Below are 15,436 nucleotides of genomic sequence, written 5' to 3' on the forward strand. Positions count from 1 at the left end.
CCTCCTACTATTTTACCTTTACGTAGGTTGTCACATTAGCGAAAAGTGTTGTGAAGTTCGTTATCCATTCTCTCAAACTCTTGGGCTACTGAATGAATATTATCGACCGCTTGTTGAAAGGCAGTGGAAAATTGTTTCGTAAAATCTAACATTTGTTGATTCGCTTCTTGTGCTTTGGAATTAACAGATAGTGTTGTACGCGTCGCCTTTGTTATAGAACGATTTGTTGCACTTTGGATTATATTCGAAGCTGTTCTCATCTGCGTAGCAATTTGTTGTGCCGTTTGAAAATTACTTTGAAATTGTCCCATCACTCAAATCCTTTCTCTAATTTTCAGAAGATGCCAAAGAAATCCCAATAAATATATGAAAATTCCCTATTAATATCACTCTTTTTAAACGTGTGTCCAGCTAAGTTGGGCATGCAATCAAATGAGCCATACACTATAAGCTGTATGGCTCATTTGAAATGCCTGTTATATAGAGTATGACAATTTTTATTTCAAACCGAAATTACGTGATAATTCTTCATCATGAGAAGCAACAGCTTCTGCAGTTTTATTAAGCTGCATATTAATTTCTTGTAATAGCTGTGCGAAGTTTTGTACTTTTGGCTTTAATTGATTGAACTGTTGATCAAAACCTTCGAAAGCACGACCTTCCCATTCTCCTCTTAATTCATTTTGTAAATTTTGTAGTTGACTTAAAATGTCCTCAATTTGATTTGCACCTTGTCCATATTGAGCTGCTTTCGATTTAAGCTCCTCTGGTGACATACGAATTTGTCCAGCCATTTTCATTTCCCCTTTAATACATAATGAGCAAAATATAAATTGGTTAATTTTACTAAATATATTATAATGTATTATTTTGAACTTTAAAACATTTTATCTTTCTATTGAATATTAGAATATTAATATTCAACTTTTTCTTACTTTACAAGATTTTATGCAAAAAAGACCACCAAAAGGCAGTCCCTCAAAACTCAATCCCATCCCGCGCTCCACTACTTTCTCATACAAATAATTCGCAACGATAATATCTACTACAGCCAAACCAACTGATTTGAAAATAGTAATCTCTTCATCATTTTCGCGTCCGTTTTTCCCCCGCTTAGGATTTGTCCAAGTTCGGCGTGGAGATTGCTAGTTTTATCGGAATTTGAAGATCATCTGTTTCTAGATCATATTCAATTAAGCAATCCTACAAATGCCTCTTCTTCCTCATCTATAAAACCTACAAATATAATTTCTTCGATATCCTCATGATCAAATACAAATGTATACTCAGGATTAATATATCCTTCTGAATAAAAACAGCCAATATAGTCATACATCACAAGTTCTTTAATCCTAAGTTTTTGTTTTCTTCCATAGTTATTTATGTGAATTCAGCTCGTTTTTTTGTTTTGGGTGAAAAAATTTTTAACTTGATAGCAATGTGGTGCTGCCCCATCGCTATCAAGCTAAGCTTATACAAAGTCAATTTTAGGCGAGATTGTTTCTTTTTTCTAAAGGGCAAGTGTAGGTGATTGAAAGATTTGCATACGAAATAACCCCTAACGGGTTTCACTTTTTTGAATTAAGCGGCTTGATTGTCCGACATAGTACAATTGTAAACGACACCTAATATATCAAAGACCGTTTTCTTCTTATATCGATGAGATTTCCGCCCGCTTTGCTGTAGGAGATTGAACAGACGAAGTAACACCTTTGATAGCTCTTGGGTGTTTTTTTGTATAGTTTGGAATAGAAGAAGAAAATAGTCTTTAATCATATATATGGCTTTATACTCACTAAGCTCTCGTTTTTTCTTCATGAGGAGCAATTGGCGCATTTGAAACATGATAGAAGAACAGAGTAGAATGGCAATCAATTGACCATATAAATGGCACTCCAATCGTTCTGGTTTTATCTTCTTACAATGATGGATTTGAAAGAATGACTTCCACGTTTTAAATAAAATTTCGATTTGCCAACGCAAAGAATACCAGTCATGTACCTGTCCCATCGGGACAATATCTGTAGAGGTGTTTGTCATATATACATTAATTCCACTGAGTCGTTTACTACGAGGAGAATACTTCATTCCTTTCTTTTTTTCTCTTACAGATTGATCTTGTAATCGTTTTTGTTGCTGTTGTTTTGTTAATCGATGAACAATTACACGAGCTGGCACTTTATCAATCATTCCTACATAAGCATCAGCTATTTCACATGTTTGTCCTGGTTGAAGGGAGTTCATTAACGTCTCCATATCTATCTGTATATACTCTGTACCTTTCTTAATTCTTTCGTCTTGAAAATAATCAGGGTTAGGATTTTTTTGATACATACGTGTATTCGACTTGATACGAGAGATATAGTAGGCCTCTTTATCTTGTATATCTTGAAGGTCTTTTAAATGAAAATAACCTAAATCTCGGACACATAAATCATTTGCTGTCACAGTTGGGACACACAGAGAGCCGTAAGTGCGATCATGTTGTTTACCTGGTCCTGTATGAATATGTAGGAACTGTCCACTTAACAAATCATACTCAAGTTGAATTTTTATTCCAGCTGTATGGCTGCATCCTCCTGCACCTGGATAAACCGATGAAAATACATCCGGGAGTTGAAATGCAGTTGAATCTAAAATACGAATACGCTTGAAAACAGAAGTGTATGGAGAAGAAATCGGCATAGATGCGGCCAATTTTTTGCTTAGTAGTTCGGCTAGTAGGTGTTGTAAAAGTTGGACGGCTGCCTTATTAAATCGTTGATTCAGTCCCTCAGGACTGATGAGTACTTCTGTTGATGCTTCTAAACAGCTAGATAATTGAGTTAAAGAAGTCATAGCTACATTTTGGCTCAACCATACACATAAAGCTACTAAATCTTTTGCTTGATACTTACTAGTTCGTTGTACAAAACCAACATCTCTAGCAAGATCCCGTAAAGTATTTGGAGATAAAAAACTTTGAATCTCTTGAGCAAATAGTTGTAATTCATCAGACACAGAAACAGACATAAAAAACGCCACCCTTTCCTATGGTTCTACAGAAAGGATATCTTATTTTCATATTTGTAGGCTGGTTTTAGATACAAAAAATAATAAAAATATAAAAAAACAGATGTTAGCAATCTATATATGACTTAATGTAAAATATATATTGCATTTAATTTAATAATAGTATAATATATAGAATATAAGATTTATGGTATGAAGTTTATTTTTACAAATGAGGTGTATTTAATGTCTGTAAGTAAAATAAAAATTGCAAGAATAGAAAAAGGTCTGACCCAACAAGAGTTAGCCGATATTGTGAACGTTACACGACAAACCATTAGTCTTATTGAAAGTAATAAATATAACCCTTCTTTAAAACTTTGCATTCATATAGCTAAAACATTAGATAAAACCTTAGATAAATTATTTTGGGAGGAACTTTAAAATGGAAAAACTAAAAAAATGGTTTTCACTCAGTACACACTCAGATGAAAGAATTCAACAAATCGAAATGAAGATTTGGGCTCAATCTGGAATTGTTGTCCTGCTTATAGCTTTTGCTGATTTTATAATAAGAGGAGCATATCTACACCGTCCATTTCTAGAATGGGCTGCTTCATTAGCCATTATAATTTTTTATATGATATTCTTTTTTATTAAATCTATTCTGACTGGTGTTTATGAAACAGATATTAATAATAAAGAACAATTAAATGAAAAATTAAAAGAAAAAATGAGTAATACCCTTATTTTTTGTTTTGTCGCAATAGGTGCTACCACATACAAATATAACTTACCTGAAGATTTCATTGGATGGTTATCAGTAATAGCAAGATTTATTATACTTTTCGCTTTCCTATTTGGTATTCAATATCTTATTACAGTATTAGCATGGAAGAAATCAAATAAAATTTAATAAGTATAGACAAAAAAGCTTATCTTTTAGCACTTAATGATAAGCTTTTTATTATTTTTTTCATCTTTTTTCGTTTTGGGGTACAATGAATTTCTTAGCTTGATAGCGATGTGGTGCTGCCCCTATTAGGCAAATTCGAAAAAGAAAAGACACCCAAAGGTGCCTTCTTCGGACTTGAACCATCTTAATTTTATTGTGTAGTTATTATATAAGAAAAGAAGACATCGCTTAAGATGTCTTCTTTTCCTTGTACACTTGGTGTTAAGAAGGTATTTATTGCTTAAAAACCATAAAAAAATATAACAATCATCGAGTAAACCTATTATAGCATCAATAAATAGAGTTTTTATATGCATTTTTACATATATATAGATTTATTTATATTTTATCTATATAGTTAAATTGTCTGTTTCTTGTTTTAATTCGTTTGTTTATTTTGAGTGCTCCAGCAATGGAGCCTTTTTTTATGCAATAAAACATTTTCTTAGCATTACTTAGTTGATCTATATTAACTTTACCCTCTTAAATTATATCTATATTTTACCAAACAATTATATAGATAACCAGTTTTTTCTAATAATCTAGTGGATTGATAATTTTAATGTTAGTTATTAATACTTACAGGAAAATTCAGTATGCAATGGAAATTGAGAAATCAAGAATTATAAAAAACTTATAGTATCTTTTGTAAAAGTATATTTATAATTTGTATATTAATATGTTATAATTTAATTTCTAAAACTACCAAAAAAGGACTGCCAGTAATGGTGGTCTTTTTTAAATTGGTAAGATTGTACTAGGTTGAGCAAAAAAATGGAACCGAAAAAGTTATTTCTAATGAGGATAGCCTTCTTATGATGAAGTTTCATTCAGTGGATCTGCAAGCAAACATAAAAGAAGGAAAAAATTACGATTTTACTTTACGTGGATATAGAGTACCTATACTTTCATGGTTTCCAAATTTAGATGGTGCCGAACCACAAAATTAGCACTATTCTTTAATAAAAAATCCTACTCATTTTTTAATGAGTAGGATTTTTTATTAAAGAGCTATTTCGTATTAATTTGCGCCATCATTTAATATGCTATTTTTAAATGATTTCCAAATTTGATGACTAATTATCTAAATTTCTAAACTCTATACAGCACTATCAATTAAACAATTATTAGATATATCTTCTATCTAAAACATCGTATTATCATTAGCTGCTTCACTTGGAATCTCTTGAATTACATCCCAGTGTTCGACAATCTTTCCATCCTTGATACGAAATATATCCACTATAGCAACTCCCTTATCTTGAGAATTAGTACGAGAGTGTACATGAAGAGCAACTGTATCCCCTTCAGCTACTACACGTTTAATCTCTGCAGAGGAATTAGGATTTTTAACAAAATCCTCCTTAAAGAAATCCATGAAGGCTTTTCGTCCATCAGCAACAAAAGGATTATGTTGCTTATAATCTTCGCTAACATATTTAGGGATAATATCGATATTATGTTTGTTAAAAACTTCATTATAGAAATCAACTACCATCTTTTTATTCTTTTCATTTTCTTTTACTTCTTTTGATACAGAAGCGACATTTTCGCTCTTTATTGAGTTCCCTTTGTTATTACCGGTGGAAGCTTGATATACCAAAGTCGAAACTACTCCTAAAATAAATACAGAAATAATTGTTATGATTAAATTTTTCTCTAATTTCATATATACCTACCTCTTCTACTTAAATAAGTTTTCTTCTATAAAAAGCTTGAAGAAGGAGAAACCTTCCCCAAAATGTAATGTCAGGGATAATGTTAGGAATTTCATTTATCCTAACCTCCCCCTATACAAGGCATATTAGAAACGATTAACTCTAACTTAATACCTCATTAACAGTTGCACTGTCCACAATTTGAATAAACTTCTTAACCTTATCGTTCTCATCAAACTTATAAAGATGACAAAAATCTGCTACAAATGACTTCCCTGTAGCTTTATATGTTCCACTATATTTTCCATAAACGATAACAGTATTGTTATTAAAAGCATAAATTTCATCTTTAGCGCTATAGTCATCCCATTCCGTGCCAAGACGTTCATGTACGTTTTTCACTACTTCATCTGGACCTATATAAGTACCTGCATATGGAAACCCAGCAGCTTCTGTCCAAGATACATTTTCACTTAAATACGTTTTGAACGTATCCAATTTCCCTTCGCCAGTTAACACATACGTTTCATGTAATAGTTTTTGATATTTATTCATATCATTAACCCCAAGGCATTTCTTTTGTTACAACTTTTGCACTTAATTCTAATACACCTTTATTTGCATAGCCTGGATATGCTGCTTCAAGTTTTGCCACAAAATCTTTTGAAGTTCCACTTTCCTCAGAAGCTTGAACCGCCGTTCTTAGATAATCCATTGTCGCAGTAAGTGCTTGATTATTTAGGGATTTTTCGATTGATCCATGGCTAGGCACAATTATGTCAGCATGTAATGCTTGTAATACTTTCAAGTTCTCAATCCATGCCTCCATAGCCGCTTTTGAGCTAGTATCCGCTAAGAATACATGTATTTCGTTAAATACATCGATACCACCAATTAATACTTTTAGTTCTTTATTAAATAGGCTAGTTCTGTAATGATCTAAGCCTACTAGTTCAAATGTTAACCCCTGAAAATCAATCGCTTTTTCTTTAAATACTTGAGGTAATACCACGTTACTTGGTGCATTTTCTCCAAGGGCGTCTTTCCAAACTTTTAATTTCCCTAAGACAGAATGAACGATATGTTCAACAGTAGACTCTGTTGCATACGCTATAGCTTCTGGGTAAACGGCTTTAATGCTCTCTAATCCAAAGTAGTAGTCTGGATCCCCATGAATAATAAAGATTTTATCTAGAGATAAGTTGTTTTTTTTCAGATACTCAACAATTTCTTTCGAATCAGATTGCGTAAATTTTGAGTTTATTAAAAATGCATGTCCTGCTTTCTCAACTAATGTTGCTGTGACCATAAAGCTTTTTTCGTCCGAACTAAACACCGTTAATTTCACATCTTTTTGATTTGTATCGATTGTTTTAAACATAGTATGTTATTCTCCTTTTGTTAAAGTTATTAACTAATTATCATATTTTTATCTTGTTCCGATAAAATCTCCCACTCCCATTTATCTGAAAGTGTAATAGTACTGGCGAATATTACGGAGATGAATGTCAGGTGGCCTAAGATAACATGTTTGCTACTGTATCCTAAATTTTCTTAATATAAATTTTTAAAACGCGCTTCAATTTTATCCGGTGTCATTACGCCACCACCAATAGGAATAATTTGATTATCCTTTTGTAAAAGTAATGAAGGATAGCTATTAACACCAAGCTGTCGAACTTTATTGAAATCATTTTGGACATCTATTATTGTTTCTTGAGCGTTTAAACGTTCTAACACTTGTTCAGGGTCCAAACCATGCTCGATTGCAATTTTGCGATATGTTTCAGGATCACTCAGACTTTGGCCCTCATAATAAAACGCTTTTTGCATAGCCGAAGTGAATTCTAATAAACGGTCTGGCGCTAATGAGCGTAAAGCTGAAAAGCCAATTGCAGCATCTTTCGAATTCATTTTAAAAGTCCCTTCCTCCACCAATTTTTGATATGAAGGACCAAATTCAGCACCTGTAAGTTGATTAATTCTTTTATTTCCTTCTTCTATATATGAGAAGTTTTTCATTGGTAAATTATCTAAAAATAACCCTCCACATAAAACCGTTAATGGTACTTCAGTGTGGTTTTTGTAAAATCCTTTAATACTTTCTGAAAAACCATAGCACCATCCACAATATGCATCCCATACGTAAATAAGATTATCTTGTTTTGTCTCCATTTAAATCTCCTACCTTTTTTTATTATCCAGCTCAACTAAATTTTTGGTTTATATAGGTACATCTTTTTATACCTTGTTCTTTTTTAGATACCTTACTATATTTCCCCAAAACTAATATTTCCAAAGAAAGATCCACCAAGGTTTTTAACAAAAGATAACATTGCACCTTATTGCCCCGTAACAGAAAATACTAAAGCTTGGAATATGCATTGATTTGAATGTGTTAGTAACTTTCTACACCGGGTGGCAACGTATGGACCACCATCCTTAATTAAATATATAAATCATATTTTTAGCAGATATTAGTTGTAACTAAATTAATTACATGTTTATGTAACCATTTTAGTTACAACTAATATAGAAGTCAATTCTTTTTTTCGAAAACATTAAATTTCTACATTATAACGAAATTCTGTGTTAACTTGTAAAAAAAAGAGGAGCCATCTCCTCTTCATAAATAAACACTATTTAATTTGTTCCTTATACTCATGGTTAACAACTACATACCACTTTCCTGTATCAAATTTTTCTTTATTAATCACGTAAACTTTACTTTCTCTCATTACCTCCCCTGGTTTTAATCCCTTAGTGATAGTAGAGGTCTCGGCTTTTTCAACCGCATAACTACTAGCTGCCAACACATCACTTTGGTAAGCATTATCATTTTCATCCACTAAATCCACTGATGGTAAAACGGCTAATTTCATCGGTTCGTTTGTGATATTTTTCCCTTCTGCTTCTACAACAATAAAGACATGTCCATCTTCAGGCTTTTGGAATCCTATACTTTCTTTACCAACCTTATCTCTTTCTACAACTCTTTTTACAGTTACATCAAATTTAGGTGTATGAAAATCCTTGTTTACAGCATACTCTTTTTCTTTTATTTTTGATTTCTCTTTTGTTTGTTCTGTATTTTTCTGCTTTGTATTCTCTTTCGTTTTCGCCTCATCAGTTGTTTCCACTTTCTTTTCTTCTTGTTTAGAATTGGTTTCTTTAGATTCTGAAGAAGTTTTGTCGGATGTATTGCCGCAACCAGATAAATTGAATACTAAAGCGCCACCTAAAATACATGTAGTAAATTTTTTCAACATCTCTTTTATCCCCCAATAACACGATATGTAAATTCCTTACTTATCATAGCAAAAAACAAGATCTTAAATTGTTGCATCTTGTCGAATGATTAAGAATAATCAATTGTTTTTATTACATATAAAAAACATGATCTTGATGTAGTACCAAGATCATGTTTTACGTTGATGTTATTTATAAAATACTTTATCCACATTATACTTTGCTTGAAATTCGTTAATCATATATGTTTCGTAAATTTCTCTTTCCATCGGATCTTCTACAATACATACATCAATACGATACACTTCATCACGATGATTTTTAATACTTTGTCTTACTTTACGTGCTTTCCCAGCATTATAGTTAAAGAATAAAGGGAATTATATGATAGGAGATACAAATATAGACAGTCGCTGACCATTAATCTACAACCAATCCCACACCCCAACACAAAAGAAAAAAGCACCAGGTCCCCCCTAGTGCTCTCCCTCTAAAACAAATGACAAGCCACCTCATGCCCCTTCGCAATCTCAACCATCTTCGGTACTTCCTGTGCGCATTTTTCAGTGGCGAATTTGCAGCGCGTTCTGAATTTGCAGCCGGATGGTGTGTTTAGTGGGCTCGGTACTTCTCCCTCTAGGATAATCCGTTCTTTGCCAATGTTTGTTGGATCTGGTTCTGGCATGGATGAGAGTAGTGCTTGTGTGTATGGATGTGCCGGTTTTGTGTATAGGTCTTCACTGTCGGCAATTTCTACTATGTTTCCTAAGTACATGACTCCGATGCGGTCTGATATGTGTCTTACCATAGATAGGTCATGTGCGATGAATAAATATGTGACTCCTGTTTCTTCTTGGATGTCTTGCAGCATATTTACGACTTGTGCTTGGACTGAGACATCGAGTGCTGAGATTGGTTCGTCACATAGGATAAAGTCTGGTTTTACAGATAGTGCGCGCGCGATGCTAATGCGCTGGCGCTGGCCCCCGCTAAATTCGTGCGGGTAGCGATATAAATGTTCTTCTTTTAAGCCTACCTTTTTGAGCAGGTCTAATATGATTTCTTTTTGTTCTTCTTTTTCGTAAGAGCCGTGAATGTTCATTGGCTCGCTAATAATTTGGAATACGTTCATTGCTGGGTTTAATGATGCGTATGGATCTTGGAAAATGATTTGCATTCGTTTTCGATATTCTTTTAGTTCACTTTCCTTTAAACTTGCGATGTCTTTTCCGTCGAATAAAACGTTACCTGAAGTGACATCGTGTAAACGAATGATGCTTCTTCCCGTCGTTGACTTTCCGCAGCCAGATTCTCCTACTAATCCGAATGTTTCACCCTTTTTAATTGTGAAACTTAAATCATCGACTGCTTTTAATTGCTCTGTTTTTCTGCCGAATAGTCCTTTTTTAATAGGAAAATACTTTTTTAAGTTCCGAACTTCAATTAAGTTTTCTTCATGCATGAAAATCACCTACCGCCCTATCGTTTAGCCAGCACATGGAACGTCTTTCGTTTCCGATTTCAAAATATGGTGGACGTTCTTTTTCACAAATGTCCATCGCATGCGGGCAACGCTCTGCGAACGGGCAACCTTGTGGTGGGTTTAATAAGTTTGGCGTTACACCTTGAATGGGAGCAAGTCTTTCTTTTACGCCGTTTGCGATTTTTGGCAGAGAGTTTAATAACCCTTTCGTATATGGATGATTCGGCGATTGGAAAATATCAAGTACAGGTCCTTCTTCCATAATAAGTCCGCCATACATAACGATAACGCGTGTACAGTTTTGTGCGACTATTCCTAAGTCGTGCGTAATAAGAAGTAACGCCATGTTCGTTTCGTTTTTTAAGTTTTTCATTAAATCTAGTATTTGTGCTTGTATCGTTACATCAAGTGCTGTCGTCGGTTCGTCCGCAATGAGAAGGTCAGGGTTACAAGACATCGCCATTGCGATCATAACTCGCTGCTTCATACCTCCGCTTAGTTCATGTGGATATTGTTTCACCCTTTCTTCTGGTGAAGAAAGACCGACTTGTTTTAACAAGTTGACCGCGATTTGCTCTGCTTCTTTCTTTTTCACTTTTTGATGACGTATAATTACTTCCGTCATTTGTTTTCCAATTTTCACGACCGGATTTAGCGCTGACATTGGGTCTTGAGAGATAAGTGAAATTTGATTTCCTCTAATAGAACGCAATTCTTTTTCAGATTTAGAAAGTATGTTTTCATTATGAAAAAGGATTTCCCCTTCTTTCACTTTTCCTGGTGACGTAACGAGAGACATAACAGACTTCGCCATTACACTCTTCCCGCTTCCAGATTCCCCAACGATACCGACTACTTCTCCTTTATTTAAGCGAAATGTAACGCCGCGAACCGCTTCAACTTCGCCACTTTCTATGAAAAAAGAAGTCTTTAAATTTTTCACTTCTAGTAGTTTTTCAGACACGCTTCTCACTCCTTTCACTTAACACTTTAGTTTTCATGTCCGGCTCCTTTTGGTGCGAAAGCTTTCTTCAATGCTTCACCAATTACGTTAAAACTAAGTACCGTTAAAAGGATAAGGAATCCTGGGAAGAGTGTTAAATACCAAGCTTCACCAATATATCCTTGCGCATTGTTTAGCATGCTGCCCCAAGAAGAATCTGGTTCTCTAATACCTAATCCTAAGAAACTAAGTGATGATTCCATTAAAATCGATGTCGCAATTGTTAATGTCGCAGCGATAATAATGGTTGATAAAATGTTAGGAATGATATGTCTTACAATAATCATAAGTGATTTTTGTCCTGATACTTTTGCGTATAAAACGTACTCACGCTCTTTTACAGATAACGTTTCTGCCCTTACAATACGGGCGGTGTCCATCCATGTTAGTAATCCGATAATAAGAACTAACGTCGTAATTCCTGGTTTTAAATACGCATTTAATAGTAGCATTAAAAAGAATGATGGAATTGACATAAGCACTTCAACAACTCTCATTAAAAAGTTGTCTAACTTTCCGCCAAAATACCCGCTAATTGTTCCAACTGCAGTACCGATTGTAATAGAAACAACCATCGCAAGGAAACCGACCGCAAGCGAAACTCGTCCGCCATATAACGCTCTCGTTAAGTAATCCCTTCCGTAATCATCCGTTCCGAAAGGATGACTCATACTCGGTTCTTGTAAGCGATCTGGAATCGACATTTTGCTAGGATCGTACGGCGATACGAATGCGAAAATTGATGCGACCGTTAAAATCGCAAGTATTATAACTCCCATTAGTACAAACTTATTTTTCGTAAAGCTATGTTTTATCGTTTGAAATCTTCTATTATTCATTCCAAATCACCCCCTCATTCGAATGCGCGGATCTACTACGCCATATAAAATATCAGCAATTAAGTTACCGAGAATTAACATGAATGATGATAGTAATGTAATTGCCATGATAATCGGATAATCAAATCTAAAAATAGCATTTACCCCAAGTGAACCAAGACCCGGCCATGAAAATACTGTTTCCGTAATAAATGCTCCGCCTACTAAACTTGGAATCGATAATCCGAAAATTGTAATGATCGGTATTAATACATTTCGAAGTACGTGATTAAATAACACCGTTTTCTTTGAAGCGCCGTACGCATATTGAATTTGTACATATTCTTCTTCTAATTGCTGAATCGTACTTGAACGAATATATCTCATATAAACAGATACGTTTTGGAACGCTAGCACCATGCAAGGTAAAATGCCGTGTTGCACAATATCCCAAACAGAATCTTTACCTACGGTGCGCATACCCATACTCGGAAGTAGGTTCAATTTTAAAGAGAATAAGTAGACTAATAGTAGTGCAAACCAGAAAACCGGCATAGAAATACCAACATATGAAATAAAGTTTACAATGCGGTCAAAGAACGAATTCTTTTTCACACCTGTAAATAGTCCAAGTGGTATTGCGATTACGAATGAGACGAGTAAAGATGATCCCATTAACCCAATTGTTGCGGGTAATCTTTCTGCGATAAGATCTAAAACAGGACGATGATTTTGAAGTGAGTAACCAAAGTTTCCTGTTAAAATATTTTTTAACCATAAAATATACTGCACGTAAATTGGTTGATCTAGTCCTAAACTTTTGCGAATACGCTCCACATCAATTGGACTCATATTTGGCGTTACAAAGTTTCGAACAGGATCCCCCGGCGCTAGCTTTATTAATAGAAAAGAAATAATAGAAATAACAAATAAAAGCGGAATTGCATTTAAAAGCCTCTTCGCAATTACTTTATACACAAACTTCCCCCCTCAAGCTAAAGAAGCTGATTTCCACCAGCTTCTTTACTGTTTCTTATTTCACTTCATAAATCTTAGATAGATCTTCAAACATTGTGACAGGAATTGCTTTTGCTTCTTTTAATCCATCAAACTTTTTATCTACTGCAATAACTGCTTTCGGATACGCGATTGGTAGATAAGGTACGTCTTCTCTAGCTGTTTCTTGAATTTTATGGTATAGCTCTGCACGTTTTGTTTTATCCGTTTCAACTGCAGCTTCTTCCCATAACTTATCGAAATCAGCGTTTTTATATCGTGCATAATTGTATTCAGCATTACTTAAGAATAAGCTCTTATATGAATCTGGCTCAGGTCCCATTATGTAACCACCAAATGTAATGTCATATTCTTTATTCTCTTTATCTAAGCCTTTTTCACTTGCCGCACTAGCATCTAATGCATTTAGTTCAACTTCTAAGCCAACTTCTTTTAATTTTTGTTGTGTATAAAGCGCTAAGCTTTCCATGATTTTATTATTCGTTACATACATAACACGTACTTTTTCTTTATCTTTCACACCAGCTTTTGCTAATAAATCTTTCGCTTCTTTTTTATCATACTTATAGCCTTTAATATCTTTCGCATAATACATAGCGTCTGGCGTTAAGATTGAATTTGCTGGTTCTGCAAATTCACCCGAAACGAATGCTGAGTTAATCATTTCTTTTTTATCTAACGCATGCGCAATTGCTTGGCGCACTTCTTTTTTCTTCATCAAATCTGTATTCATGTTATAAGATAAGTAGAATAATCTACCTTCAGGGAATGTCACCATTGAGAAGTTCCCAGTACTATCTAGTTTTTTAAAGTCTTGCGGCTCAATCATTTTCATGTTGATTTGACCATTTTGCAGTGAAACATTTGCTGTATTACGGTCTTTTACAACGCGGTATACGATAGAGTCTAATTTAGCTTTCCCACCTACATAATCATCAAATCGATCTAATGCAACATACTCATCTGATTTATACTCTTTAAACTTAAACGGCCCTGATCCTACAGGCTGTAAGTTTTTCTTACTCTTCGCTAAATCTGCTTCCCCTTCAAATACATGTTTCGGAATTGGGAAGAAATCATTCATTACACCTTCGAAAGATGCGCTTACTTGTGGTAAAACGAATTGAGTTGTTAACTCATCTACCTTTTTCACATCAAGCGGCTTTCCTTTAAAAATAAAGTTTTCACGACTTGAGCTATTTTGCTTCTCATCCAAAATAGATTGGAATGTAAATGCTATATCGTCTGATGTAATTTTCTTACCATCATGCCATTTCAAATTATCTTTTAATTTCAATGTCCACGTTAATTGATCTTCTGAAGGCGTAAAGCTCTCAGCAAGAACAAACTTTTTCTTACCGTCTTCCATATGATACAGCGGCGCATATAAAGCTTGCTGCACAGTTAATGACACACGATCATTCGCATAAAGCGGATTCATCGTATCTGGATTATCGCTAACACCAATCGTTAACGTTCCTCCATCTTTCGGAGTCCCTGCTTTACTAGTACCCGCTTGCTTCGAAGAATCTTTTTCCCCAGAACAAGCCGCTAATGCAATAAGTAGTATTAGAACAAATGGTAATGCAAATAATTTCCGTTTCATCTTCCGGCCCCCTCAAACTAGTTATACCCATAAGAAAACTCGGAATTAATCCCGAGTTTTCTTATAAGTTTTAAATTACCACTACCTGTATGTAAAGTCAAACTTTTTTGTAAATGTGGAAAGTTTGAAATCTACTAATACATTCTTGCCATAAAATATATTTATAAGGAGGATTAAAAAAGAAGACCACGAATAGGTTACCTCGTAAAATGAGTTAAAAAACTAGTAGCCTACAAAAAAACTCTAAAATGATTGTTATATATGACCGAAAATGTAGAATGGGATTAAAGACAAAAAACACATTTAGGAGGTTATCATGACATTTGATGAATTGAAAAAAAACAAACCAACAACCCAATGGATTGAGAATGATGAAGATGGAGAGTTTTTCACTGAAGAAAATATAAGTGCAACAAATAAAATTCTTGATACTTACATAAATAATTTAGAGCAATTGGGAGAAAACCCAACTGAAATCGAAATAATGCATGTTGTTAAAGAGATTGTTCTTAACATAAATGAATTAAATGACGAACATGACTATTTTATTGAAACAATGGAAAGAGAAGATCTCTATGAATTTATCGATACAGCAGCACGAATAGCTGGCTTAGAATCCGAAGAGGATATAACAGAAGAATGGCGAGAATGGTAAA

General features: G+C 34.2%; 18 protein-coding genes and 2 pseudogenes. 4 read left to right on the top strand and 16 right to left on the bottom strand.

The genetic code is table 11. The annotated features are described in order from the left end of the window. Positions 1–35 precede the first annotated feature (35 nt). From B9A45_RS25655 to B9A45_RS25675, 5 genes and pseudogenes are all read right to left on the bottom strand, one after another. Complete coding sequence (locus tag B9A45_RS25655) at positions 36–311, bottom strand: TIGR04197 family type VII secretion effector (RefSeq protein WP_000529655.1); 276 nt, start codon at positions 309–311, stop codon at positions 36–38. A 186-nt stretch (positions 312–497) separates the two neighbouring features. After that, the gene (locus B9A45_RS25660) at positions 498–794 is read right to left on the bottom strand and encodes a WXG100 family type VII secretion target (protein WP_000918587.1); all 297 of its coding nucleotides are present in this window, start codon (positions 792–794) and stop codon (positions 498–500) included. A 126-nt stretch (positions 795–920) separates the two neighbouring features. Beyond that, on the bottom strand, positions 921–1,055 hold the full coding sequence (locus B9A45_RS33275) for a hypothetical protein (protein ID WP_002025378.1): 135 nt from the start codon (positions 1,053–1,055) through the stop codon (positions 921–923). Between the two features lie 134 nt (positions 1,056–1,189). Further along, positions 1,190–1,375: pseudogene (locus tag B9A45_RS25670) on the bottom strand (DUF4176 domain-containing protein); the annotation flags it as partial. Between the two features lie 206 nt (positions 1,376–1,581). Next, positions 1,582–3,012, bottom strand: a complete 1,431-nt coding sequence (locus B9A45_RS25675; RefSeq protein WP_084065386.1) for an IS4 family transposase — start codon at positions 3,010–3,012, stop codon at positions 1,582–1,584. 225 nt (positions 3,013–3,237) lie between these two features. On the opposite strand from B9A45_RS25675, the gene B9A45_RS32940 reads away from it, so the two are divergent. From B9A45_RS32940 to B9A45_RS32945, 3 genes are all read left to right on the top strand, one after another. After that, positions 3,238–3,435 carry a helix-turn-helix transcriptional regulator gene (locus B9A45_RS32940; RefSeq protein ID WP_227601712.1) on the top strand — a complete coding sequence of 66 codons (198 nt, stop codon included), beginning with the start codon at positions 3,238–3,240 and terminating at the stop codon, positions 3,433–3,435. Position 3,436: 1 nt separating this feature from the next. Then, complete coding sequence (locus tag B9A45_RS25680) at positions 3,437–3,907, top strand: DUF6773 family protein (protein ID WP_256891715.1); 471 nt, start codon at positions 3,437–3,439, stop codon at positions 3,905–3,907. Between the two features lie 854 nt (positions 3,908–4,761). Further along, positions 4,762–4,896 (top strand): hypothetical protein, encoded by a 135-nt coding sequence (locus B9A45_RS32945; RefSeq protein WP_000975273.1) that lies wholly within the window; start codon positions 4,762–4,764, stop codon positions 4,894–4,896. A 194-nt stretch (positions 4,897–5,090) separates the two neighbouring features. Here B9A45_RS32945 and B9A45_RS25690 read toward each other — a convergent pair whose 3' ends face one another. From B9A45_RS25690 to B9A45_RS25735, 11 genes and pseudogenes are all read right to left on the bottom strand, one after another. Beyond that, positions 5,091–5,615 carry a nuclear transport factor 2 family protein gene (locus B9A45_RS25690; protein ID WP_000764192.1) on the bottom strand — a complete coding sequence of 175 codons (525 nt, stop codon included), beginning with the start codon at positions 5,613–5,615 and terminating at the stop codon, positions 5,091–5,093. A 151-nt stretch (positions 5,616–5,766) separates the two neighbouring features. Continuing rightward, complete coding sequence (locus tag B9A45_RS25695) at positions 5,767–6,159, bottom strand: nuclear transport factor 2 family protein (RefSeq protein WP_084065391.1); 393 nt, start codon at positions 6,157–6,159, stop codon at positions 5,767–5,769. Positions 6,160–6,163: 4 nt separating this feature from the next. After that, positions 6,164–6,985 carry an MBL fold metallo-hydrolase gene (locus B9A45_RS25700; RefSeq protein ID WP_000477273.1) on the bottom strand — a complete coding sequence of 274 codons (822 nt, stop codon included), beginning with the start codon at positions 6,983–6,985 and terminating at the stop codon, positions 6,164–6,166. Positions 6,986–7,158: 173 nt separating this feature from the next. Then, complete coding sequence (locus B9A45_RS25705) at positions 7,159–7,779, bottom strand: DsbA family protein (RefSeq protein WP_000448622.1); 621 nt, start codon at positions 7,777–7,779, stop codon at positions 7,159–7,161. 464 nt (positions 7,780–8,243) lie between these two features. After that, complete coding sequence (locus B9A45_RS25710; protein ID WP_074593257.1) at positions 8,244–8,873, bottom strand: hypothetical protein; 630 nt, start codon at positions 8,871–8,873, stop codon at positions 8,244–8,246. Positions 8,874–9,041: 168 nt separating this feature from the next. Then, positions 9,042–9,179: pseudogene (locus B9A45_RS32510) on the bottom strand (excinuclease ABC subunit C); the annotation flags it as partial. Positions 9,180–9,343: 164 nt separating this feature from the next. After that, positions 9,344–10,315, bottom strand: a complete 972-nt coding sequence (locus tag B9A45_RS25715) for an ABC transporter ATP-binding protein (protein ID WP_000544131.1) — start codon at positions 10,313–10,315, stop codon at positions 9,344–9,346. Then, the gene (locus tag B9A45_RS25720) at positions 10,308–11,300 is read right to left on the bottom strand and encodes an ABC transporter ATP-binding protein (protein WP_001291165.1); all 993 of its coding nucleotides are present in this window, start codon (positions 11,298–11,300) and stop codon (positions 10,308–10,310) included. The genes B9A45_RS25715 and B9A45_RS25720 overlap by 8 nt, the downstream gene beginning before the upstream one ends. 26 nt (positions 11,301–11,326) lie before the next feature. Continuing rightward, positions 11,327–12,178, bottom strand: coding sequence for an ABC transporter permease (locus tag B9A45_RS25725; protein ID WP_084065394.1), 852 nt, complete (start codon positions 12,176–12,178; stop codon positions 11,327–11,329). A gap of 6 nt (positions 12,179–12,184) precedes the next feature. Continuing rightward, positions 12,185–13,135 carry an ABC transporter permease gene (locus B9A45_RS25730; RefSeq protein WP_000278787.1) on the bottom strand — a complete coding sequence of 317 codons (951 nt, stop codon included), beginning with the start codon at positions 13,133–13,135 and terminating at the stop codon, positions 12,185–12,187. A 55-nt stretch (positions 13,136–13,190) separates the two neighbouring features. Then, positions 13,191–14,780, bottom strand: a complete 1,590-nt coding sequence (locus B9A45_RS25735; protein ID WP_084065396.1) for an ABC transporter substrate-binding protein — start codon at positions 14,778–14,780, stop codon at positions 13,191–13,193. A gap of 316 nt (positions 14,781–15,096) precedes the next feature. On the opposite strand from B9A45_RS25735, the gene B9A45_RS25740 reads away from it, so the two are divergent. After that, on the top strand, positions 15,097–15,435 hold the full coding sequence (locus tag B9A45_RS25740) for a hypothetical protein (RefSeq protein ID WP_084065399.1): 339 nt from the start codon (positions 15,097–15,099) through the stop codon (positions 15,433–15,435). Position 15,436 lies beyond the last annotated feature (1 nt).

The sequence above is a fragment of the Bacillus sp. JKS001846 genome, from assembly GCF_900176455.1.
GTDB lineage: Bacteria > Bacillota > Bacilli > Bacillales > Bacillaceae_G > Bacillus_A > Bacillus_A cereus.